This is a genomic window from Streptomyces sp. 4N509B (assembly GCF_052245655.1).
Classification (GTDB): domain Bacteria; phylum Actinomycetota; class Actinomycetes; order Streptomycetales; family Streptomycetaceae; genus Streptomyces.
The window spans coordinates 24,101-45,112 of record NZ_JBQQBZ010000040.1 but is presented as its reverse complement, the minus strand read 5'-3'; the positions used below and the strand labels follow the sequence as shown (position 1 = coordinate 45,112).

General features: G+C 73.8%; 20 protein-coding genes. 5 read left to right on the top strand and 15 right to left on the bottom strand.

Features of this window, described 5'->3' with window-relative positions; translation table 11 throughout:
* Nucleotides 1-2: 2 nt before the first annotated feature.
* The 3 genes from ACTWP5_RS27255 to ACTWP5_RS27245 form a co-directional block, all read right to left on the bottom strand.
* Nucleotides 3-1,724 carry an urease subunit alpha gene (locus ACTWP5_RS27255; protein ID WP_443223793.1) on the bottom strand — a complete coding sequence of 574 codons (1,722 nt, stop codon included), beginning with the start codon at nt 1,722-1,724 and terminating at the stop codon, nt 3-5.
* Nucleotides 1,717-2,028, bottom strand: a complete 312-nt coding sequence (locus tag ACTWP5_RS27250) for an urease subunit beta (protein ID WP_443223792.1) — start codon at nt 2,026-2,028, stop codon at nt 1,717-1,719. The genes ACTWP5_RS27255 and ACTWP5_RS27250 overlap by 8 nt, the downstream gene beginning before the upstream one ends.
* Before the next feature lie 82 nt (nt 2,029-2,110).
* Complete coding sequence (locus tag ACTWP5_RS27245; RefSeq protein WP_443223791.1) at nt 2,111-2,413, bottom strand: urease subunit gamma; 303 nt, start codon at nt 2,411-2,413, stop codon at nt 2,111-2,113.
* 213 nt (nt 2,414-2,626) lie between these two features.
* Between ACTWP5_RS27245 and ACTWP5_RS27240 the strand changes: the two genes are divergently transcribed.
* Entirely contained in the window at nt 2,627-3,652 is a 1,026-nt protein-coding gene (locus ACTWP5_RS27240; protein WP_443223790.1) for an aspartate-semialdehyde dehydrogenase, read from the top strand.
* Nucleotides 3,653-3,692: 40 nt separating this feature from the next.
* Here the strand turns inward: ACTWP5_RS27240 and ACTWP5_RS27235 are convergent, their stop codons facing one another.
* From ACTWP5_RS27235 to ACTWP5_RS27225, 3 genes are all read right to left on the bottom strand, one after another.
* Nucleotides 3,693-4,916, bottom strand: a complete 1,224-nt coding sequence (locus ACTWP5_RS27235; protein WP_443223789.1) for a DUF5685 family protein — start codon at nt 4,914-4,916, stop codon at nt 3,693-3,695.
* Nucleotides 4,917-5,067: 151 nt separating this feature from the next.
* Nucleotides 5,068-6,153, bottom strand: coding sequence for a S1 family peptidase (locus tag ACTWP5_RS27230; protein ID WP_443223788.1), 1,086 nt, complete (start codon nt 6,151-6,153; stop codon nt 5,068-5,070).
* A 544-nt stretch (nt 6,154-6,697) separates the two neighbouring features.
* Entirely contained in the window at nt 6,698-7,642 is a 945-nt protein-coding gene (locus tag ACTWP5_RS27225) for a S1 family peptidase (RefSeq protein WP_443223787.1), read from the bottom strand.
* A gap of 371 nt (nt 7,643-8,013) precedes the next feature.
* Here ACTWP5_RS27225 and ACTWP5_RS27220 point away from each other — a divergent pair, with 371 nt between their 5' ends.
* Nucleotides 8,014-8,457, top strand: coding sequence for a cell division protein SepF (locus ACTWP5_RS27220; RefSeq protein ID WP_443223786.1), 444 nt, complete (start codon nt 8,014-8,016; stop codon nt 8,455-8,457).
* On the opposite strand, the gene ACTWP5_RS27215 is transcribed toward ACTWP5_RS27220, so the two are convergent.
* The gene (locus ACTWP5_RS27215) at nt 8,444-10,060 is read right to left on the bottom strand and encodes an MFS transporter (RefSeq protein WP_443223785.1); all 1,617 of its coding nucleotides are present in this window, start codon (nt 10,058-10,060) and stop codon (nt 8,444-8,446) included. The two genes, ACTWP5_RS27220 and ACTWP5_RS27215, sit on opposite strands and share 14 nt — an antisense overlap.
* 334 nt (nt 10,061-10,394) lie before the next feature.
* On the opposite strand from ACTWP5_RS27215, the gene ACTWP5_RS27210 reads away from it, so the two are divergent.
* Entirely contained in the window at nt 10,395-11,285 is an 891-nt protein-coding gene (locus ACTWP5_RS27210; protein WP_443223784.1) for a phosphatase PAP2 family protein, read from the top strand.
* A gap of 84 nt (nt 11,286-11,369) precedes the next feature.
* Here ACTWP5_RS27210 and ACTWP5_RS27205 read toward each other — a convergent pair whose 3' ends face one another.
* The gene (locus ACTWP5_RS27205) at nt 11,370-11,585 is read right to left on the bottom strand and encodes an I78 family peptidase inhibitor (RefSeq protein WP_443223783.1); all 216 of its coding nucleotides are present in this window, start codon (nt 11,583-11,585) and stop codon (nt 11,370-11,372) included.
* Nucleotides 11,586-12,007: 422 nt separating this feature from the next.
* Here ACTWP5_RS27205 and ACTWP5_RS27200 point away from each other — a divergent pair, with 422 nt between their 5' ends.
* Together ACTWP5_RS27200 and ACTWP5_RS27195 are read left to right on the top strand one after the other, a co-directional pair.
* Nucleotides 12,008-12,880, top strand: coding sequence for a hypothetical protein (locus ACTWP5_RS27200; protein ID WP_443223809.1), 873 nt, complete (start codon nt 12,008-12,010; stop codon nt 12,878-12,880).
* Nucleotides 12,881-13,071: 191 nt separating this feature from the next.
* The gene (locus tag ACTWP5_RS27195; RefSeq protein ID WP_443223782.1) at nt 13,072-13,593 is read left to right on the top strand and encodes a hypothetical protein; all 522 of its coding nucleotides are present in this window, start codon (nt 13,072-13,074) and stop codon (nt 13,591-13,593) included.
* A gap of 17 nt (nt 13,594-13,610) precedes the next feature.
* Here the strand turns inward: ACTWP5_RS27195 and der are convergent, their stop codons facing one another.
* The 7 genes from der to ACTWP5_RS27160 form a co-directional block, all read right to left on the bottom strand.
* Entirely contained in the window at nt 13,611-15,083 is a 1,473-nt protein-coding gene (der, locus tag ACTWP5_RS27190) for a ribosome biogenesis GTPase Der (protein ID WP_443223781.1), read from the bottom strand.
* A gap of 100 nt (nt 15,084-15,183) precedes the next feature.
* Nucleotides 15,184-15,828: a lysophospholipid acyltransferase family protein gene (locus ACTWP5_RS27185; RefSeq protein WP_443223780.1), complete on the bottom strand. Its 645-nt coding sequence runs from the start codon at nt 15,826-15,828 to the stop codon at nt 15,184-15,186.
* On the bottom strand, nt 15,825-16,526 hold the full coding sequence (gene cmk / locus ACTWP5_RS27180; protein WP_443223779.1) for a (d)CMP kinase: 702 nt from the start codon (nt 16,524-16,526) through the stop codon (nt 15,825-15,827). Before cmk ends, ACTWP5_RS27185 begins: the two co-directional genes overlap by 4 nt.
* 171 nt (nt 16,527-16,697) lie before the next feature.
* Entirely contained in the window at nt 16,698-17,783 is a 1,086-nt protein-coding gene (locus tag ACTWP5_RS27175; protein WP_443223778.1) for a prephenate dehydrogenase, read from the bottom strand.
* 56 nt (nt 17,784-17,839) lie between these two features.
* Nucleotides 17,840-19,093, bottom strand: coding sequence for a pseudouridine synthase (locus ACTWP5_RS27170; RefSeq protein WP_443223777.1), 1,254 nt, complete (start codon nt 19,091-19,093; stop codon nt 17,840-17,842).
* Nucleotides 19,094-19,102: 9 nt separating this feature from the next.
* A complete protein-coding gene (scpB, locus tag ACTWP5_RS27165; RefSeq protein WP_443223776.1) occupies nt 19,103-19,816 on the bottom strand; it encodes an SMC-Scp complex subunit ScpB in 714 nt (237 codons plus the stop codon).
* A complete protein-coding gene (locus tag ACTWP5_RS27160; protein WP_443223775.1) occupies nt 19,813-20,967 on the bottom strand; it encodes a segregation/condensation protein A in 1,155 nt (384 codons plus the stop codon). Before ACTWP5_RS27160 ends, scpB begins: the two co-directional genes overlap by 4 nt.
* Nucleotides 20,968-21,012 lie beyond the last annotated feature (45 nt).

Genomic DNA, 21,012 nt, shown 5'->3' with positions numbered 1-21,012 from the left:
GCCTAGAAGAGGAAGTACCGCTGGGCCATGGGCAGCTCCGTGGCCGGCTCGGGATCGACGGGCTCGCCGTCGATGGTGACGGTGAAGCTGTCGGGGTCCACCCGCACCTCGGGGCGGGCGTCGTTCAGCCGCATGTCGGCCTTGGTGGTGCGGCGGGTGTCGCGGGCGGCGACGAGGCGCTTGCCGAGCTCCAGCCGCTGGTCGAGGCCGTCGTCGAGCGCCGCGGGGCTGACGAAGGTGACCGAGTTGGCGGCGGGTGCCCGGCCGTGGGCGCCGAACATGGGGCGGGGCAGCACCGGCTGGGGGGTGGGGATGGAGGCGTTGGCATCGCCCATCTGGGCGTACGCGATCTGGCCGCCCTTGAGGACGAGCAGGGGACGGACGCCGAAGAAGGCGGGATCCCACAGCACGAGGTCGGCGAGCTTGCCGGGCTCCACGGAGCCGACCTCGTGGTCCAGGCCCTGCGCGACGGCCGGGTTGATCGTGTACTTGGCGACGTAGCGACGGGCGCGGAGGTTGTCCGCGGGGCCGTCGCCCGGCAGCGGGCCGCGCCGCCGCTTCATCACGTGCGCGGTCTGCCAGGTGCGGAGGACGACCTCGCCGATCCGGCCCATGGCCTGGGAGTCGGAGGAGATGATCGAGATGGCGCCCAGGTCGTGCAGGACGTCCTCCGCGGCGATGGTCGTCGGGCGGATGCGGGACTCGGCGAAGGCGAGGTCCTCGGGGACGGCAGGGTTCAGGTGGTGGCAGACCATCAGCATGTCGAGGTGTTCCTCGACGGTGTTGACGGTGTGCGGGCGGGTGGGGTTGGTGGAGCTGGGCAGCACGTGGGGCTCGGAGACGACCGTGATGATGTCGGGGGCGTGTCCGCCGCCCGCGCCCTCGGTGTGGTACGCGTGGACGGTGCGGCCGGCGATCGCGGCGAGGGTGTCGGCGACGAAGCCGGCCTCGTTGAGGGTGTCGGTGTGGATGGCCAGCTGGGCTCCGGTCTCCTCGCAGACGCTCAGGCAGGCGTCGATCGCGGCCGGCGTGGCTCCCCAGTCCTCGTGGATCTTGAAGCCGACGGCGCCGCCCCGCAGCTGGGCGTGGAGGGCGTCGCGGGAGACGGTGTTCCCCTTGCCGAGGAGGCCGACGTTGACCGGCGTGCCGTCGAGGGCCTGGAGCATCCGGGCCAGGTGCCAGGAGCCCGGGGTGACGGTGGTGGCCTTGCTGCCCTCGGCCGGGCCCGTGCCGCCGCCGACGAGCGTGGTGACGCCGGCCGCGAGGGCCTCGTCGACGAGGGTCGGGGAGATGAAGTGCACGTGGGCGTCTATCGCGCCGGCGGTGAGGATCCTGCCGTTGCCCGCGATGATCTCGGTCTCCGGACCGATGACCAGCTCGGGGTGGACGCCGGTCATGGTGTCCGGGTTCCCCGCCTTGCCCAGGGCGGTGACGCGGCCGTCCCTGATGCCGACGTCGGCCTTGACGATCCCGGTGTGGTCGAGCACGACCGCGCCGGTGATGACGGTGTCGGGGGCGCCCTCGGCGCGCGTGGTGCGGGACTGGCCCATCGACTCCCGGATGACCTTGCCGCCACCGAACACGGCCTCGTCGCCGGCGCGTCCCGGGCCGCCGGCCAGGTCCTGCTCGATCTCCACCAGCAGTCCCGTGTCGGCGAGCCGCACCCGGTCCCCGGTGGTGGGCCCGAAGAGGTCGGCGTAGGCGGCGCGCGTCAGCTCAGCCATCGAGCGCTCCCGCCGTCTCGCCCCGCAGGCCGGGCACGACGCGGTGGCCGGCCAGCGGCACCAGCTCGACCTCGACCGGGATGCCGGGCTCGAAGCGCACGGCCGTGCCGGCGGCGATCGCCAGACGCAGGCCGCGGGCGGCGGCGCGGTCGAAGTCCAGGCCGGGGTTGGCCTCGGCGAAGTGGTAGTGGGAGCCCACCTGGACGGGCCGGTCGGCGACGTTGCGGACGGTCAGGCGCGTGACGGGCGCGCCGTCGTTGAGCCGCACCGGGGTGTCGGCGAACAGGATCTCTCCGGGAATCACGGGACGAACGCCGCCTCTCGCTCGGGTTCCGGGTCGCACTCGCGTGCGCTGTCGGGTGGATCGCTCGGGGGCCGGGGACGTGTCAGGCGATGGGCTCGTGGACCGTGACGAGCTTGGTGCCGTCGGGGAAGGTGGCCTCGACCTGCACGTCGTGGATCATCTCGGGCACGCCCTCCATCACGTCGGCGCGGCTGAGGACCCGCCGGCCCGACTCCATCAGCTCGGCCACGGTCCGCCCGTCGCGCGCGCCCTCCAGGACGTGGGCCGTGATGAGGGCGACGGCCTCGGGGTGGTTCAGCCGCAGCCCGCGGCCGCGCCGCCGGGCGGCCACGTCGGCGGCCACGTGGATCAGCAGCCGCTCCTGCTCGTGCGGGGTCAGGTGCACGGTTCCCACCTCTCCGTCGTCATCCCGTGGAGATTAGTTCGATATCGTTACGGGGGCGTTACCTTCGCTCGGCGACACTCCACTCCTCGCCGTCACCGATTGTGACAGACGGTGATGACAGTGGGGTCGTAGTGAAAGAATTGGCCCGTATGGTCGTGAGCAGTGCAGGCTAGGAAGCTGCCACGGACGCGAGACGAGGAGGACCAGGAGCCCATGAAGATCGGGATCGTCGGGGCCACCGGCCAGGTCGGCGGCGCGATGCGCGAGATTCTGGCCGAGCGGAAGTTCCCGGTGGACCGGCTGCGGCTGTTCGCCTCGGCCCGGTCGGCCGGCCGTCGACTGCCGTGGCAGGACGACGAGATCACCGTCGAGGACGCCGCCACCGCCGACTTCTCCGGTCTGGACGTCGTGCTGTTCTCCGCCGGCAAGACCACGGCGAAGGCGATCGCGGAGAAGGTCGCCGCCGCCGGCGCCGTGGTGATCGACAACTCCTCGGCCTGGCGCATGGACCCCGAGGTCCCGCTCGTCGTCTCCGAGGTCAACCCGCAGGCCCTCGCCCACCGCCCCAAGGGCATCGTCGCCAACCCGAACTGCACCACCATGGCCGCCATGCCGGTGCTGCGCCCGCTGCACGCCGAGGCCGGGCTCACTGCCCTGGTCGTCGCCTCGTACCAGGCGGTCTCCGGCAGTGGCGGCAGTGGCGTCGCCGAGCTCGCCACCCAGGCCAGGGCGGCGGTGGAGCAGGACGCCGCCCGCCTCACCCACGACGGCGAGGCGGTCGACTTCCCCTCCCCCGAGGTGTACGCCCGCACCATCGCGTTCAACGTGCTGCCCCTGGCGGGCTCGATCGTCGAGGACGGGCTCGGCGAGACGGACGAGGAGCACAAGCTCCGCAACGAGAGCCGCAAGATCCTCGACATCCCCGGGCTGCGGGTCTCCGGCACCTGCGTGCGCGTGCCCGTCTTCACCGGCCACTCGCTCCAGATCAACGCTCGGTTCGAGCGGCCGATCACGCCCGAGCGCGCCCGGGAGCTGCTGTCGGCGGCCGAGGGCGTGGAGCTGTCGGACATCCCCACCCCGCTGCAGGCGGCGGGCCGGGACCCCAGCTTCGTCGGACGCATCCGGCGCGACGAGACGGTCGAGCACGGGCTGTCCCTCTTCGTCTCCAACGACAACCTCCGCAAGGGCGCCGCGCTCAACACGGTCCAGATCGCCGAGCTGATCGCGGCGGGCGCGTAGCCGTTCTGGCCGCCTCCGCGCGCGGGCGCGGGGGCGGCCGTCAGCAGTCGCAGCTACAGTCACAGCACCCGTCGCCGCCGTCGCCCCCGTCGCCGTCCTCGCCGCCGCAGCACGAGCAGCAGTTGCTGCAGTTTCCGCAGCAGTCACAGCACTCGCAGCAGTCGCCGAGCTTGTGGCACCAGCCCTCGCGCGGCTCGCCGCTCCACGGGTCGTGGTAGGGGTCGCGGCAGCACAGCTGGGCGGTGCAGCACAGCGTCGTCCACACCGCGCAGCCGGCGACAAGGCCCCGGCGCCGGCGGGGCGGACGCGGCGGCGCGCCGGGCGGCGTCCCCGGGGGCGCGAACGAGCCCTCCGGCGGCGGGAGGCCGGGCCGCGCGGCGTCGGGACGGAGGAGGGTCGCGCGGTCGCCCGCCCGGAACCCGCGGTCGACGGCCCGGCGCAGCTCGTGGACGAGCAGCACGTGGGCGAGCCGCTCGTCGGTGAACTCCGCCTCGCGCAGCGCCAGCCGCACCCCGAGCACCGCGTCGTCACACAGCCGCCGCGCCTCCGCCAGCGGGGTGCCGGTGGCGGCGATGGGGTTCCAGGCGCCCGCCGCCTCGTCGCGGGCCAGGTCCTCCACGGCGTCGAGCAGGTGCGCCAGCCGGCCGAAGAGCCGTCCGGCCTCGGCCAGCGGCGCCGCGTTGCCCGGCCGTCCCGCCAGGTGGGCGGTGTGCGCGAACGCCGCGGCGGTGGCGGTCTCGGTCGGCTCGGTCACGGCGAGCAGCGAGGTGCCGGGGCCGGCCAGCGCCTCCACCTCCTGCTGCCGCTCCACCGCGGCCACCAGCACCGCCGTGTCGAACCCGACGTCCGCGCCGCCGCGCGAGGCCGCCACGTCCCAGCCGCGCGCGACGCGACGGGCGGCCGCGGCCAGGGGCCGACGACCCAGCAGCCCGTCGCCGTCGTGCGCGTGGTCGCGGATCTTGGCCGAGGCCAGCACGAGGGAGACGACGGCGGCCAGCCGGGCACCCTCGCCGTGCGCCACGCGTGCGGTGCGCATGCCGCGCAACGGGCAGGGGCCGGCGGTGCGCCGCCCCGACGCGGCCGTCGGTGCCGCCTGCGCGTCGTGCAGCACGGATATCAGCAGGCCGTCGTAGTTGGTGGCGAGCCTGGCGGCCTGGCCGTGGGTGCCGCGCAGCGCGAGGCACAGCCCGCACAGGTGTGCCATCCACTCGGCTCGCAGTCCCTCGGACAGCCGGTGCTGGCACGGCCGGATGATGCCGAACATCGTCGATCCCCCGTCACACACTGGAAGCCCCCGGCCTGTCCGGCCGAGGGCTTCCGTAGTGTGCCATCACCGCTTCCGCGTCGGCGTCAGCGCACGCGAACCGGTGCACTGCTGTGACGTGCGGATCGTACGGCGGTCGACGTCCCGCGCCCTACGGCAGCGACGCGCCGGTCTCCGCCAGGGCGTCGGCGACGGGCTGGTAGAACGTCGTGCCGCCCACGGAGCAGTTGCCGCTGCCGCCCGAGGTCAGACCCAGCGCCGAGGAGCCCGAGAACAGGGCGCCGCCGCTGTCGCCCGGCTCGGCGCAGACGTCCGTCTGGATGGTGCCGTAGACCGTGCCCTCGGCGTACTGGACGGCGACGTCCAGCGCCTCGACCACGCCGTCGGAGACTCCGGTGGTGCTGCCGCTGCGGACGACCTCCTGGCCGACGACCGCCTCGGCTGCGCCGCTGATGTCCTGGAAGGTGCCGTCGTAGAGGTTGACCGAGCTCGGGTTGTCCACGTCCCCGGTGTACTGCAGCAGCGCGTAGTCGGCGTCGGGGAAGACGCTGTCGACGACCTGGCCGATCTCCGCGCCCGACTCGTCGCTCCAGCTGGCGCCGATGTTGCCGCAGTGCCCGGCCGTGAGGAAGCCGGGGCTGCCGTCGGACAGTGTGACGTTGAAGCCGAGCGAGCAGCGGGCGCCCGCGGCGTAGATGGGGTCGCCGCCGGCGATGTAGGGCTGGAACTCGCCCGCCGCGCGCTCCAGGGAGGCGAGGCCGGCCTGCGCCTTCACGCCGGCGCGGACCTGCTGGTACTCCTCGCCGGTGACGGTGCTGTCCACCGTGACCTTGACCATGTTGCTGACCGGGTCGACCGCCCACGCGGTGCCGGGCACCGCGAAGTGCTCGACCTCCGCGGTGACCTGGTTGAGCTCGGCCAGGGTGTTCTCCACCACCCTCGCCTCGGCCCCCGCGGCCTCGACGACCTCGACCGCCGAGGAGTCCACCACGTTGACCACGAGCCGGCCGGTCTCGGCGTCGAAGAAGCTGCCGGCGCCGGCCGCGCCGAGGCTCTCGGCGAGGTCGGCCGCCAGCGGGCCCGCCTCCGCCGAGCTCAGGACCCTCAGCTCGGGTGTGTCCGCAGCGGGATTGGGGGTGGCGTTCGCCTGTGCGACGGCGAAGGATCCGGCCACCAGGGCCGCGATGCCGGTCGTCGCGAGCGCCAGGCGCCGCCGTGACGTGCGTCGGTGTGTCACGCTCTATGCCTCCTGTGGGGGATGGAGCTTGCGCTCCGGAGAGAGCACGGACCCGGTACGAGCGGTACGGACCGTTCGCGGTGGTCACGTCCATGCCAAGCGGTACTGGCGAGTATCGCGAGCGGGCAGGGACGCGCACAAGAACGAGTTCGCGCCCCGGCCATATCAACACACCTTCACAGCAAACCGTTGCGAATCGTCCACAACACTCCGGGGATTCCCACGGCAGGGTGACGCCGCGTGCTCCGTTCACCGGACGGGAGCAGAGCGCGACCGACACGAACACGTGAGCCGACCGGCAGGAGCTGTCCGAAAATCGTCGGGCGGGGTTCGCTTACCGCCTCCAGTCGTCCGAAAGTCGGGCGAGCGTCACGACATGGCAGCATGACATATTCCCTATGTCATGTGCTCGGTGCATATGCGACGACAGACCGCCGCCCCCGACCGGCGGAACGCGGGCGGGGGCGGCGGAGGGCCGTGCGGAGGAACGCGGACGTGCCGCGAAGGGGGGGCCGCGGACCGACGGACGGGCCGCGGCAGGCCGTCAGTAGACGGCCACGCCGTAGGCGTTCAGGGCCTCGACGACCGGCTGGAAGTAGGTCGTGCCACCCGTGGAACAGTTGCCACTGCCGCCGGAGGTCAGACCCAGCGCGGTGCCGCCGGAGAAGAGCGCGCCGCCGCTGTCACCGGGCTCGGCGCAGACGTTGGTACGGATCATCCCGTACACGATGTCGCCGCCGCCGTAGTTCACGGTGTAGTTGAGCCCGGTCACCGAGCCGCTGTGCAGGCCGGTCGTGCTGCCGCTGCGCTGCACGGACTGGCCGACGGTCGCGTTGGCCGCCCCGGTGATGTCCCGGGTGGAGCCGTTGTAGAGGTTGACCGTGCCGGGGTGGGCCAGGGAGGTGTTGCTGTACCGCACCAGGCCGTAGTCGTTGGTCGGGAAGCTCGACCCGGCGGTCGGGCCGATCGTGGTGGTGCGCGCGGAGTTGGTGTACCAGGTCCCCGCGCCGTCGGTGCAGTGGCCGGCGGTCAGGAAGTAGTACGTGCTGCCGCTGCGCACGTTGAAGCCGGCGGAGCAGCGCCAGCTACTCGCGTAGATCGCGTCACCGCCCGCGAGGTACCGCTCAAGCGTTCCCTCGGTGCGCTCGATGGTGATGGCGTCGGCGAGCCGGCCCGCCTGCCGCTCGATGCGGGCGATCTCCGCCGCGGAGACGGTCTCGTCGACCGAGACGACGACGCTGTTGGTCTCGGCGTCGACGGCCCACGCGGTGCCGCCCACGTCCGCCGCGAGCACGGCCTCGCTCGCGGTGGTCAGCTGCGCCTTGCTGAAGGTCTGGACGGGCTCGGCCTGCGCGGTCGTCGGCAGCACGAAGGCGGCGACGGCCAGCAGACCCGAGGCCGCCGCGACGAGCCGGAGCCGTCGCGTCACCGTTCGGCGGAGTCCTGGTCTGTGGGGGGTGGCGTGGGGGTTGGTGCGCTTGGATCTCACTTACTTCCTCCAGGTAAGGATGAGCGGCTCCGCCGGCTGTGCGGACCCGTGAGGCGTGGCCAGGAGCCACCGTTCGGGCATGCTCCTGACAAGCGCTGCTCTGAGTGTTCTCACCATCCGCCCTGTTGCCAAGGATGTCTTTCGGCCAGGCGAGCGCCCCTCCTCACCCGTCCGGCGCCCTCGACGTCGATCACCTTCCGTGACGAGCTGACGCCACGTCGGCCTGATGGGGAGCCACATCGTATGCACCAGAACCGTCACGAAACCCGGTAGGAGACGCAATCCGCTTGGCACACCGTCCACCTCATGGACGACGATAGGGAGGCGAGCCAGCGGTGGATGGTTCGGCCGCGTCAGGAGAGGAGGCATTCATGGGATCCGTGCGAAGGGCGAGTGCCTGGTTGGGCCTCGTCGATGACCGCGAGATGCGTTACTACGACGACGAGTACGCGGAGGGTCCGGAGCCCGGCGACGCCCCCGCGCCGTGGACGACCGATCCCCGCCTGCGGGTCGCGGCCGAGGCGGCGCAGGAGCAGGGCAGCCGCATCGCGACGGTCACCCCGCACAGCTTCCGGGACGCGCGCCGCATCGGCGAGCTCTTCCGCGACGGCGTTCCCGTGGTGATGAACCTCACCGCGATGGACGCCGCCGACGCCAAGCGCGTGGTCGACTTCGCCGCGGGCCTCATCTTCGGCCTGCGGGGCTCGATCGACCGCGTCGCCACCCGCGTCTTCCTCCTGACCCCGCCGGACTACCAGGTCGTCAGCGGCGACCCCCACGGCGGGTCGGACGGAGGCTTCTTCAACCAGAGCTGACCAGGCGCCGGCGGCGGGCCGCGTCCCCCTCGGGGGTCCTCCCGCCGTCGGCGGCGGCCGGGACGAGTACCCGGCCCCGCGGCAGCCGCAGCGCGGCGAGCGCGCCGAGCGCCAGCATCAGCGCGCTGGCCCCCAACGTCATGTGCATCCCGTGCACGAACGCGTCCCTCGCGGTGTCCCGCAGCAGCTGACCCCGGTCGCCGCCGAGCCGGGCGGCCACCGTGTACGCCTCGCCCAACGAGTGGCTGGCGGCCTCCGCGTCCGCCCGCTCGATCTCCCGCCGTTCGCCGAGGCCACGGACCTGGTGGGCGTACTTGAAGTTCATGACGCTGCCGAGCAGCGCGATCCCGATGCCCGCCCCGAACTGGTACGCGGTCTCGCCGATCGCCGCCGCTCCCCCGGCCTGCCGGGACGGACAGTCGCTCAGCATCGACTCGTAGGAGCCGAAGAGCGTCGTCTCCAGGCCGAACCCGAGCAGGACGAAGCCGGCGGCCATCACCAGCGGCCGGTCCTGCTCGTCGAGCGCCAGCATCGTCACGACGGCGACCGCCGTGAGCAGGAACCCGGAGGCGACCATGACGCGTGGTCCCAGCCGGCCCAGCAGCCGGGCGCCGACCAGCCCGGCGGCGATCGCGGCGAGGCTGAGCGGCAGCAGCCGCAGGCCCGTCTCGGAGGGCGACAGGCCGAGCACCAGCTGCAGGTACTGCGCGGCCACCAGGGCGAGGCCCACCAACGCCAGGACGGTCAGCACGATGCAGGCCACGGCGGTGCCGAAGGCCGGCCGGGCGAAGGCGGCGAGGTCGATCAGCGGGAACCGGCGGCGGCGCTGGCGGCGGACGAACAGGGCCAGCAGCCCGACGCCGAGCCCCGCGGCGAGCACGGTGCCCGCGGTCAACGCGTCACCCCCGCCGACGCGTTTGACCGCGAGGATGACGGCGAACAGGCCGCTGGCCGCCAGCAGGGCGCCGGCCACGTCCCAGGGTCCGGTGCCGTCCCCCGTCGACTCCGGCAGCAGCCAGCGGCCCACGGGCAGGCACACCACCATCAACGGGATGTTGACCAGGAAGACCGACCCCCACCAGAAGTGCTCCAGCAGCAACCCGCCGACCAACGGGCCCAGGGCCGCGCCGACGGCGGCCACGGCGCTCCAGACGCCGATCGCCAGAGCCCGTTCGCGCCGGTCGGGGAAGACGTGCCGCAGGATCGACAGCGTGGCGGGCATGATCATGGCACCGCCGACGCCGAGTAGCCCTCGGGCGAGGACCAGCACCTCCGCGGTCGGGGCGTACGCCGCCAGCGCCGAGGCGAGCCCGAAGCTCGCGTAGCCCAGCAACAGCACCCGACGACGCCCGACGCGGTCGCCGAGGGTGCCGAAGAGAATCAGCAGCGAGGCGCAGACGAGGGGGTAGGCGTCGACGATCCACAGCAGTTCGATGCCGTCGGGCCTCAGGTCCTCGCTCACGGCGGGCACGGCCACGTGCAGCACCGTGGCGTCGACGGCCACCAGCAGCAGACTCGCGCAGAGCACGACGAGGACCGTCCATCGGCCGCGAGGGCCGGAGGGAGCGGACGGCCTGGCGGGGAGCGGACGCGCGTGACTCACGGGGACGCTCTTCGCCTCCTTGTATCCGTATGGTCCGTAGGTCCGTCAGACGCCACGCGGGCGCGGCGCGGGAAGCAGATGGTCAGACAGACTACGACAGCCCCGCCCCCCGTCGCGGCGGTGGCCACCGTTCACCTCGTGACACCAGAGGAAAACAATCAAAGCGCAAATCCATACCCCCGCCTCGTGCCCGACGGGACGGCAAATCCCGTGCCAACGCAATACGTAAAGCCGGGCGCATCGGATCGCGAATTGTAACGGCATACATCACATAGCAGTTACGAATGCCGTCGGGGGTCGGAGTCCCGCTATCACGGCCGGTAATCTTGAGAGAGTGCGTACCGACCGATTCCTCGCCCGCCTCTCACGGGAGCCGACACCGCCCGAGGTGCCCACCCCCGCGATGAGCCGGACCCGGATCACGCTCCTGTGGGTCACGGTGGGCATCTACGCCGCCGTCGTCGCGGCCGTGTTGAGCACCTCGTGGCTGGTCCGGCTCGACTGGCAGGTCATGCTGTTCCGGCCGTACAAGCAGTGGCCGGAGGTGCACGCCTTCCTCGACTATTTCGTGGTGCTCGGGCAGCGCGGCCCCATGGCGGTCCTCGTCGCCTCCTGGCTGAGTTGGCGCTGTTGGCGACAGCGGACGATTCGTCCGCTCCTGGTGCTGTTCACGACGCTGCTGCTGCTGAACCTCTCGGTGGGCGCCGCCAAGCTCGGCATGGCGCGCGAGGGCCCCCACTACGCGACCGTCATCGGCTCGAACGAGATGTGGGCCACCGGCGATATATTTCCGTCCGGCCACACCGCGAACGCGGTCGTCACCTGGGGAATCCTCGCCTACCTCGCCACCACGCCCACCACCCGCCGGATCCTGTCGGTCGTCGCCGCCGTCTTCTCGCTGAGCGTCGGCACCACCACGGTCTACCTCGGTACACACTGGGTGAGCGACGTGGTGCTGGGCTGGGCGGCCGGCCTGCTCGTGCTGCTCGCCCTGCCCTGGTGCGAGCCGGCGATCGCGCGGGCCGAGCGCCTGCTGCGGCGCCTGTGGGACCGGCTGCGCGGCACGCCGCCGCCCGCCACCGGCCTGCGCCCGCTGGACTTCGAGGTCACCGACCCGGTGACGCGGGTGGTCTCCCCGGTGGCGAGCGCCGCCGCCCGGCGGGGCCAGGAGGCGGGGCAGGAGCCCGAACGCGCGGTGGCCGGCGCGGCCCCCGGGGTGCGGTGACGGCGCCGCCCTCGCGGGCGGGTGCCCTCGGGCACGCGACGTCGGCCGTGGCGCGGGGCCCGGTCCTGAAGGCAGCGAGGGCCCTCAGCCCTGCCAGCAGCGGACGACCTCGCCGTCCCTGACCGCGAGGTTGAGCCGGCCCGGCATGTACTCCATGGTGATGACGGCGTCCGGCGGGAGGCGGCGCACCGTGCGCCAGCCGCGGGCGGTGGCACGCTCGGCCGCCTCGTCCGCGGCGAGGCCGACGTACGCGTCGGGAGGGTCGTCGGGAGTCTGCTGCCGAGGGGGAAGCGGTGCCATGGCGCCACCGTACGTCCTCGCCCGACCACCCGGAAGTCCCGCCCTGATCCGCGAAGTGTCACGCTTGTGTCACAGCTCCCCCGATCCGCGCCTCGTGCACGTTCTGTAATGGGCGTGCCCGAACGGCTCTTCGGCTTCCGACTCCCGCGACAATTCCCGGGTGCTTTGCCGCCCTTTTCCGACGTCCGCGAGACGCCGCGCGGAAAGTGTCGAATTCACCCGCGAGATGAACCGGGTGAACGTGAGGTTTATGACGGCTCACACCGGCGGTCCTCCGGGCCGTGGCCGGGGCCGCGGGGCCCACCGCCCGATGAGGCGATTCCCCTCACACGGGCGTGACCCGCGCCCCGCCCCGCCCGTTGAGCACGGGGCATCCCGCCAGCCGCGGCGGGATCCCGACCCGAGGAGCGACAGTGTCCCCCCTGCTCGACGTCAGCGACGATGTACGCGCCGAGATCGGCGACGAAGAGGCCCAACGGCTGCTCACCGGCGAGAACGCCCCGGAGAGCTACGACTGCACCTCGTGCCGCACCCCCGGCAACACGCGTCAGGAGCTCACCAGCACCGTGCTGTTCGTCGGCGAGGAGACGGCGGTCCTCGCCTTCGCCCACGCCTCGTGCATCCCCTCCCAGGTCGTCGCCGTCTCCGAGGACCAGCTGCGCGGCGCGGTGCGTTCCCTCACCGGCGCGGCCGACGGCGGCGAGGCGTACCACGGCGCGGGCCCGAGCGCCGGCACCGTCGAGGCGGGCGGCGCGATGGACGCGACGGCCCCGCACGCCGGGGGGTACGCGCCGGCGCCCGAGCCGCACCAGCCGGCTCCGGGGCAGGCCGTGCTCAGCGTCACCTGCGGTCAGATCCTGATCGACGGCCAGCTGCTCGCCGCGATCGTCGTCGAGCCCACCGGGCCCATCGCCCGCCCGGGCAGCCACGGCCCCGGCGACGACTTCCTGCCGCTGCTGATGGAGGCGGGCTTCCCGCTGGTCACGGACCTCACCTCGATTCCCGCGCCGTTGCCCGGCTGGTCGGTGCTGCTGGCCATGGGCCGGCTCCACGCCGTCCTGCAGTCCGTGCCGGGCGAGACGCAGCCGGTCGCCTGGTGGCAGGCCCACGACGCGCTGCCCGTCACCGACGGCTGGCGTGCGAGCGCCAACCGCCACCAGACCGTGTACGTCTACGCCGCCCCCGCCGGATCGATCGGCCAGCAGCCGCGGGAGGACCTGTTGCGGGAGGCCCTGGAGAAGGCCGCCGCGAGCGGCCTGCTGGTGGCCGCGGCGATGCCCCTGGCGGGCACCTAGGGCGGTCCGCGGACGCGCTGACCCGGGCGCGCCGACCCGGGCGCGCCGACCCGGTGCCCGCTCGGCGGTGTGAGCGCCGGTGAGCGCTCCCGTCTCCGGGCGCTCACCCTCTGGCGCGCACGCGGCTGGGACGTTCAGGTGCACCCACGCCGCTGGCCGCATCCGTCGGTGCGGCGGATCGTTGGACGGACGTGCAGCCTTACGAACCCTCACGACCGCAGCTCTCCTACCGCCACGGGCAGGCTCCCACCGGCACGGACATCCCCGGCATGCGCGCGCCTCACGATCGGCCGGTCGCCTCGTCGACGCCGATCTACGACTCGCTGTACGCCGAGTACCGGCGGATGTTCCGCGCGCTACCCGGGGACAGGTCGGGCGAGGAGGAGCTGCGGTTCTCGGGGTTCGGGGTGCCGCGCGTCACCTACGCGGCGACGGTTGGGGGGATCGGCGGCTGGCGGGCCCACGTCCGGCAGCCGGGGGTGATCCGATCCGGCGGCGTCTGGCAGGCCGTCCCGCCGAGCCACCACCCCCTCGGCGGGTACGGGGCCCACACCGCCCACACCGCCCACACCTCCCTCTACGCCCCGCAGGCCGGCGGCCCGCCACAGGCGGGCTATCCGGACCACGGCAGGGCGCTGCCCGCGGCCCTGCCCGCCGGCCGCCGCGACGCTCCCGGCGCCGGGCCCCACGAGGGGACGCCCGAGGGGCCCTGACGCCCACCGGCCAGGGTCTAGCCCTTGCGGGCCCTCCCCCGCTTCTCCCTGACCCGGACAGAGAGGTGGATGGGGGTGCCCTCGAAGCCGAACTCCTCGCGCAGCCGGCGTTCGACGTAGCGGCGGTACCCCGCCTCCAGGAATCCGGAGGCGAACAGCACGAACCGCGGTGGCATGGTGCCCGCCTGCGTCCCGAACAGGATGCGGGGCTGCTTGCCGCCCCGCACCGGGTGCGGGTGGGAGGCGACGAGCTGGCCGAGGAACGCGTTGAGCTTGCCGGTGGGCACCCGGCTCTCCCAGCTTTCGAGCACGGTCCGCAGCGCCGGGGCGAGCTTGTCGGTGTGGCGCCCGGTGTGGGCCGAGATGTTGACCCGGGGCGCCCAGCGCACCTGGACCAGCTCCTGCTCGATCTCCCGCTCCAGGTAGACGCGGCGGTCCTCGTCGAGCAGATCCCACTTGTTGTAGGCGATGACGAGGGCGCGGCCGGCGTCCACCACCATCGAGATGATGCGGGTGTCCTGCACGCTGATGGGCTCGGTGACGTCGATGAGCACGACGGCGGCCTCGGCCTTCTCCAGGGCGGCGGCGGTGCGCAGCGACGCGTAGTAGTCCGCGCCGTCCTGGAGGTGGACCCGGCGGCGGATGCCGGCCGTGTCGACGAAGCGCCATGTCTCCCCGCCGAGCTCGATCAGCTCGTCGACCGGGTCGCGGGTGGTGCCCGCCACCGAGTCGACCACGGAACGCTCCTCGCCCGCGACCTTGTTCAGCAGGGACGACTTTCCGACGTTCGGGCGGCCGAGCAGCGCGATGCGGCGCGGGCCGCCGGGGCCGAGGGCGAGGCCCTCGGCCGGTGCCTCGGGGAGCACGTCGAGCACCGCGTCGAGCATGTCGCCGGTGCCCCGGCCGTGGAGCGCGGAGACGGGGTGGGGCTCGCCGATCCCGAGGGACCACAGGTAGGCCGCGTCGGCCTCGGTCGAGGGTCCGTCCACCTTGTTGGCGCACAGCACGACGGGCTTGCCGGCGCGCCGCAGCAGCCGGACGACGTCCTCGTCGGTGTCGGTGACGCCGACGGTGGCGTCCACGACGAGCACCACCGCGTCGGCGGCCTCGACGGCGAACTCCGCCTGCGCGGCCACCGACGCATGGACGCCGAGCACGTCCCGCTCCCAGCCTCCGGTGTCGACCACCTTGAAGCGGCGCCCGGCCCACTCCGCCTCGTAGGTCACCCGGTCCCGGGTGACGCCGGGGCGGTCCTCGACGACGGCCTCGCGGCGGCCCAGAATGCGGTTGACCAGTGTCGACTTGCCGACGTTCGGGCGGCCGACCACGGCGAGGACAGGCAGGGGGCCGGTGGAGGCGGCCGCCAGTTCACCCTCGACCTCCGCGGCGTCGAAGCCCTCGTCGGCGGCGAGCTCCATGAACTCCGCGTACTCGGCATCGCCGAGCGCGCCGTGTCCGCCTCCGGCGCCGGCCTGGTTCTGCTCGTTCATGACGTCCTGTACCTCGTTCGTGGCGTGTCTCGTGGGCGGTCGTGGCCGCGGGGGCTGGGTGGTGTCCGGTCGGGTCCGGTCCGGTGGGGTCCGGTGGGCGTCACCGCCCGGTGAGCCTCCTGGCCTCCTTCAGGTGGGTGGTGAGCCGCTGCTGGACGCGGGTGGTGGCCTCGTCCAGCGCCGCGCGGGTGCGCCGCCCGCCCCCGCCGGCGTCGCCGACCGTGAACGGGTCCCCGAACACCGCGTCGATACGGGCCCGCAGCGGCGGAAGCGTTCTGACGACCCGGCCGCCGCGGTCGCTGCCGCCGAGTATGGCGACGGGCACGACGGGTGCGCCGGAGCGCAGCGCGAAGTACGCGAGCCCCGCTCTTATGGCGGCGAAGTCCCCCGAGGTGCGGGTGCCCTCGGGGAAGATGCCGAGGACACCGCCGTCGCCCAGCACGGCCAGGGCCGAGGCTATCGCGGCCCGGTCGGCGTTGTGACGGTCGACGGGGAGCTGGCCGATGCCGCGCAGGAAGACGCCGAGCGGGCCGACGAACGCCTCCCGCTTGACCAGGAAGTGCACCGGGCGCGGCGCCAGGGCCATCAGGACCGGGCCGTCGACGTTGTGGGAGTGGTTGACGGCGAGGATCACCGGCCCCTCGGCCGGCACCCGCCAGGCGCCGAGCGACCTCAGCCGCCAGGCCCCGTGCAGGACTCCGGCCGCCAGGCGGCGACCGGTCGCAGCTTGGCGTGCATTGGTCAACTCCGCCGCCGTCCCCGCCGCTCCTCGACGAGGCCGACCACGCACTCGACGACCTGCTCCAGGGAGAGGTCGGTGGTGTCCACCTCGATGGCGTCGTCCGCCTTGGCCATGGGAGAGGCCTTCCGTCCGGCGTCCGCGGCGTCGCGCCGCACGAGCGCCTCCCTGGTGCGGGCGACATCGGTGGCCGGGCCGCCCACCACTCCGGCGAGCTCCGCGCTGCGGCGCGCGGCTCTGGCCTCGGGGGAGGCCGTGAGGAAGATCTTGACGTCCGCCGCGGGCAGCACCACCACGCCGATGTCGCGACCCTCCACCACGATCCCGCCGCTCGCCGCCGCGGCGATCGAGCGTTGCAGCTCGGTGACGAGGGCACGCACCTCCGGGACGGCGCTGACGGCGCTGACGGCTCCCGTGACCTCCGGGCCGCGGATCGGTCCCGAGACGTCGGCGCCGTCGACGGTGATGGTCGGGGCCAGCGGGTCGGTGCCGGAGACGATGGAGGGCTTCGCCGCGACGGCGGCGACGGCCGCCGGGTCGCTGACGTCGATGTCGTTGGTCAGCATCCACCAGGTCATGGCCCGGTACTGGGCGCCGGTGTCGAGGTAGCTCAGGCCCAGCCGGGCGGCCACCGCCCTGGAGGTGCTGGACTTTCCCGTGCCGGACGGGCCGTCGATGGCGACGATGACGGGGTGTGCGGCCACGGTGAGAGGCACCTTTCTCGACAGACTCGACAGACTCGGCGGACTCGACGGGATCGACCGGCGCGGCTCGGCTCGCGCGCGAACGGTGGGACGGACGCGCTTCCCCCGGGACGGGGGTCGTCCTCTCCCGGGGATGAAGGGTACCGGTACCCCGCGACCGGCCGACGCGGACTACGGCCGGATCGACCAGCCGTGCTGCCGCAGCGCGGCGACCAGGGACGGCACCGCGGCCGGATCGACCATCAGCTGGACGAGGCCCGCCTGCTGGCCCGTGGCGTGCTCGATGCGGACGTCCTCGACGTTCACCCCGGCGCGGCCGGCCTCGGCGAAGATGCGGGCGAGCTCGCCCGGCTGGTCGCTGATCGGGACGGCCACCGTCTCGTAGACCGCGGGAGCCGCCCCGTGCTTGCCGGGGACCCGTACGCGCCCGGCGTTGCCGCGCCGCAGCACGTCCCCGACGGCCGCGGCGCCGTGCTCGCGCTTGGCCTCGTCGGCCGCCTGCAGGGCACGCAGCGCGCGCACCGTCTCGTCGAGGTCGGCGGCGACCTCGGCGAGCACGTCGGCCACGGGGCCGGGGTTGGCGGCGAGGATGTCGACCCACATCCCGGGGTCGGAGGCGGCGATCCTCGTCACGTCGCGGATGCCCTGCCCACACAGGCGCACCGCGCTCTCCTCGGCGTCCTCCAGTCGGGCGGCGAGGAGGCTGGAGACCAGCTGGGGGGCGTGGGAGACGAGGGCGACCGCGCGGTCGTGCGCCTCGGCGTCCATCACCACCGGCACGGCCCGGCAGAGCGCGACCAGCTCCAGCGCGAGGTTCAGCACCTCGGTGTCGGTCTCCGGGGTGGGGGTGAGCGCCCAGGGGCGGCCCTCGAAGAGGTCGGCGGTGGCCGCCAGCGGCCCGGACCGCTCCCGGCCCGAGAGCGGGTGGGTGCCGAGGTAGCTCGCCAGGTCCCCGCCGAGGGCGACGAGCTCCTGGCGCGGGCCGCTCTTGACGCTGCCGACGTCCACGTAGCCGCGGGCGGCGCCCCGCCGCTGCGCGGCGGCCACGGTCGGGGCGATGAACGCGGGCGGCACGGCGACGACGGCCAGGTCCACCGGCTCCGACGCGGGCTCCTCGGTGCCCGCGCCCAGGGCGGCGGCGGTGCGGGGCGCGTCCGGGTCACGGTCCTCCAGGTGGACCCGCACGCCGCGGCCGGAGAGGGCCAGGGCGACGGAGGTGCCGATCAGTCCGGTGCCGATGACCAGAGCGGTGCGCATTGCTCCAGCTTAGGTCCCGTCCCCGGCAGCCGGGTCACCCGCCCGGCCGGCACCGCTCACAGCCCGACCGCCCTCATCAGCTGGCCGACCTCGGTGGTCGTCATGCGGCGCAGCCAGCCCGACTTCTGGTCGCCGAGCGCGATCGGCCCGAAGTGGGTGCGCACCAGGCGGTCGACCGGGAAGCCGACCTCGGCGAGCATGCGGCGCACGATGTGCTTGCGGCCCTCGTGGAGCGAGACCTCGACCAGGTAGTTGCGGCCGGTGTTCTGCACGACGCGGAAGTGGTCGGCGCGGACCAGGCCGTCCTCCAGGCGCACACCCTCCTTCAGCCGCTTGCCGAGGTCACGCGGCACGGGGCCCTGGATCGCGGCGAGGTAGGTCTTCGTGATCCCGTAGCGGGGGTGGGTGAGGCGGTGGGCGAGCTCGCCGTGGTTGGTGAGCAGGAGCAGGCCCTCGGTCTCGGTGTCGAGGCGGCCGACGTGGAAGAGCCGGGTCTCACGGTTGGTGACGTAGTCGCCCAGGCAGGGGCGGCCCTCGGGGTCCTCCATGGCGGACACGACGCCGACCGGCTTGTTCAGGGCGAAGAACAGGTACTTCTGGGCGGCGATGGTCAGCCCGTCCACCTTGATCTCGTCCCGCTCGGGGTCGACGCGCTTGCCCTGGGTGGTGACGATCCGGCCGTTGACCTCGACGCGGGCGGCGTCGATCAGCTCCTCGCAGGCCCGGCGGGAGCCGAGGCCGGCGCGGGCGAGGACCTTCTGGAGGCGCTCGCCCTCGGGCTCGCCGAAGGTCTTCGGCAGGCGCGGGGCGGGGCGCTCGCGCTCGTATCCGGAGCGGACGCGGTCCTCCATCTGCGCCTGGAGCTCCCGGGAGCGCGCGGGGGGCGCCGCCTGGCCGCGCCGGCCGCCGGCGCGCTCCGGGCCTTTCCTCGCGCCCGGGGCGGCGGAGCGTCCCGCGGGCTTGCCCGTGGCCTTGCCCACGGGCCTGCCGGCCGCCCTGCCCGTGGCGCCGCTGGTGGGCCTGCCCGACGCGCCGCCGGAGGGCCTGCCCGTGGCCTGCCGGCCGGTGGACTGCCGGCCGCCCGCCTGGGCGCCGCCCTGGGACTGCTGGCCTCCCCGGCCTCCTGCCCCCTGCTGGCCTCCCTGGCCGCCGCCTCGCCTGCCGGCGGAGCCCGTGCCGCCTCCGCCCGCGGCGCTGCCGTAGCGGCGCTCCTCGGGGCGGGGCCTGCCCGTCCGCTGCTGCCGCCTGGTGTCGCGGCCCTCGCCCGCGCCCCGGTGGTTCCGGTTGCTGTTCCTGCCGCTGCTTCGCATCGTGATCCGTTAGCTGGTTGGTTGATGGTCGGTGGGTGTGCCGTCCGCGCCGCCCGTGTCATCCGTGTCGTCGGCGTCCACGTCCGCGTCGAACGACGGCATCCCCTCCTGGCTCTCGCCCTCGACCTGGTCCGCCTCCGGAAGGAACGGCGCCAGCTCGGGGAGCTCGTCGAGGCCGCGTAGCCCCATCCGCTCCAGGAAGTAGTTCGTCGTCACGTACAGGATCGCACCTGTTTCCGGTTCGGTGCCCGCCTCCTCGACCAGTCCGCGCTGGAGCAGGGTGCGGATGACGCCGTCGCAGTTGACTCCGCGCACCGCGGAGACCCGCGAGCGGCTCACGGGCTGGCGGTAGGCGATCACGGCGAGGGTCTCCAGCGCGGCCTGGGTCAGCCGGGCGTGCTGGCCGTCCAGGACGAAACGCTCCACGGCCTCGGCGTACTCGGGACGGGTGTAGTAGCGCCAGCCGCCGGCGACCAGCCGCAGCTCGAAGCCGCGACGGTCCCGCGCGTACTCGTCGGCCAGTTCGCGCAGCGCGTCGGCCACGGCCCGGCGCGGGTGGCCGAGCACCCGGGCGAGGTGGTCGACGGTGGCGGGCTCGTCGACCACCATCAGCACGGCCTCCAGCGCGGGCTTCAGCTCCGGCTCGGCGGCCTGCGGGGCCTCGTCGGCCGGGGCGGGCACGGGCACGGGGGCGGCGGCGGCGCCGTCGGCCGGCTGCGTCATGTGCGCTCCTTCTCGGATTCCGGCCGCGACGCGCGGTCGAACTCGTCGGTGACGAGGGTGTGCCCGTCCTCCGGGCCACGCCAGGCGATGGTCAGCGGACCGAGCGCCTCGTCCTGCTCCAGGGTGACGGCGCGCTCGCGGTAGAGCTCCAGGAGGGCGAGGAAGCGGGCCACCACGGTGAGGGTGTCGGGGGCGTCCTCGACGAGGTCGGCGAAGGTGGCCTCGCCCCGTTCGCGGAGGAGGGAGACCACCAGCCGGGCCTGCTCGCGCACGCTGACCAGCGGTGCGTGGATGTGGTCGACGTAGACCTGGGGTTTGGGCTTGGGCTGCATCGCCTTCACGGCCAGCCGGGCGAACCCCTCGGGTCCGAGGCTGATCACGACGTCGGGAAGCAGTTCGGCGTGGTGTGGTTCGAGCCCGACGGTCCTGGGGTGGCGGTGGGCCTCGCTGGCCAGCCGGTCGGAGAGGATCGCGGCGACCCGCTTGTAGGCGCGGTACTGGAGCAGGCGGGCGAAGAGCAGGTCGCGGGCCTCCAGGAGGGCGAGGTCGGCCTCGTCCTCCACCTCGGCCGCCGGCAGCAGGCGGGCCGCCTTCAGGTCCAGCAGCGTCGCGGCCACGACGAGGAACTCGGTGGTCTGGTCGAGGTCGAAGTCCGGGCCCATGGCCCTGATGTGGGCCATGAACTCGTCCGTGACGCGGGAGAGCGCCACCTCGGTGACGTCGAGCCGGTGCTTGGAGATCAGCTGGAGCAGCAGGTCGAAGGGGCCCTCGAAGTTCTCCAGCACGACGCGGAAGCGCCCGTCGTCCTCCTCGGCGGGGGCGTCCTCGGCGCCGGGCTCCTCGGCCCCGTCGGCGTGCCCGACGTCGTCTGGCTCCTCGGCCCCGTCAGGTCCTCCGGTGCCGTCGCTCTCGTCGACGCCTGCGACGCCTTCGACGTCCCCGGTGCCGTCGATGGCCTCGGGGACCTCGGCGGGCTCGGCGGGCTCGGGGCCGATGTCGCCCACGGCGTCCGCACGGTCCGCCGTGGGGGGGCGCGGCGGGGCGGGCGTCTCCCGCGCCGGCGGTACGGGGCCGGTGGCGGGCTCGGAGAGCGGCGCCGACGCGCCCGGGCCCGCGCCCAGGGCGCGACGACGGCGAGGGGACCCGCTCATCGCGGGCCGGTGCCTCGCGCGCGCCACGTCGCGCCGCCCTGGTCG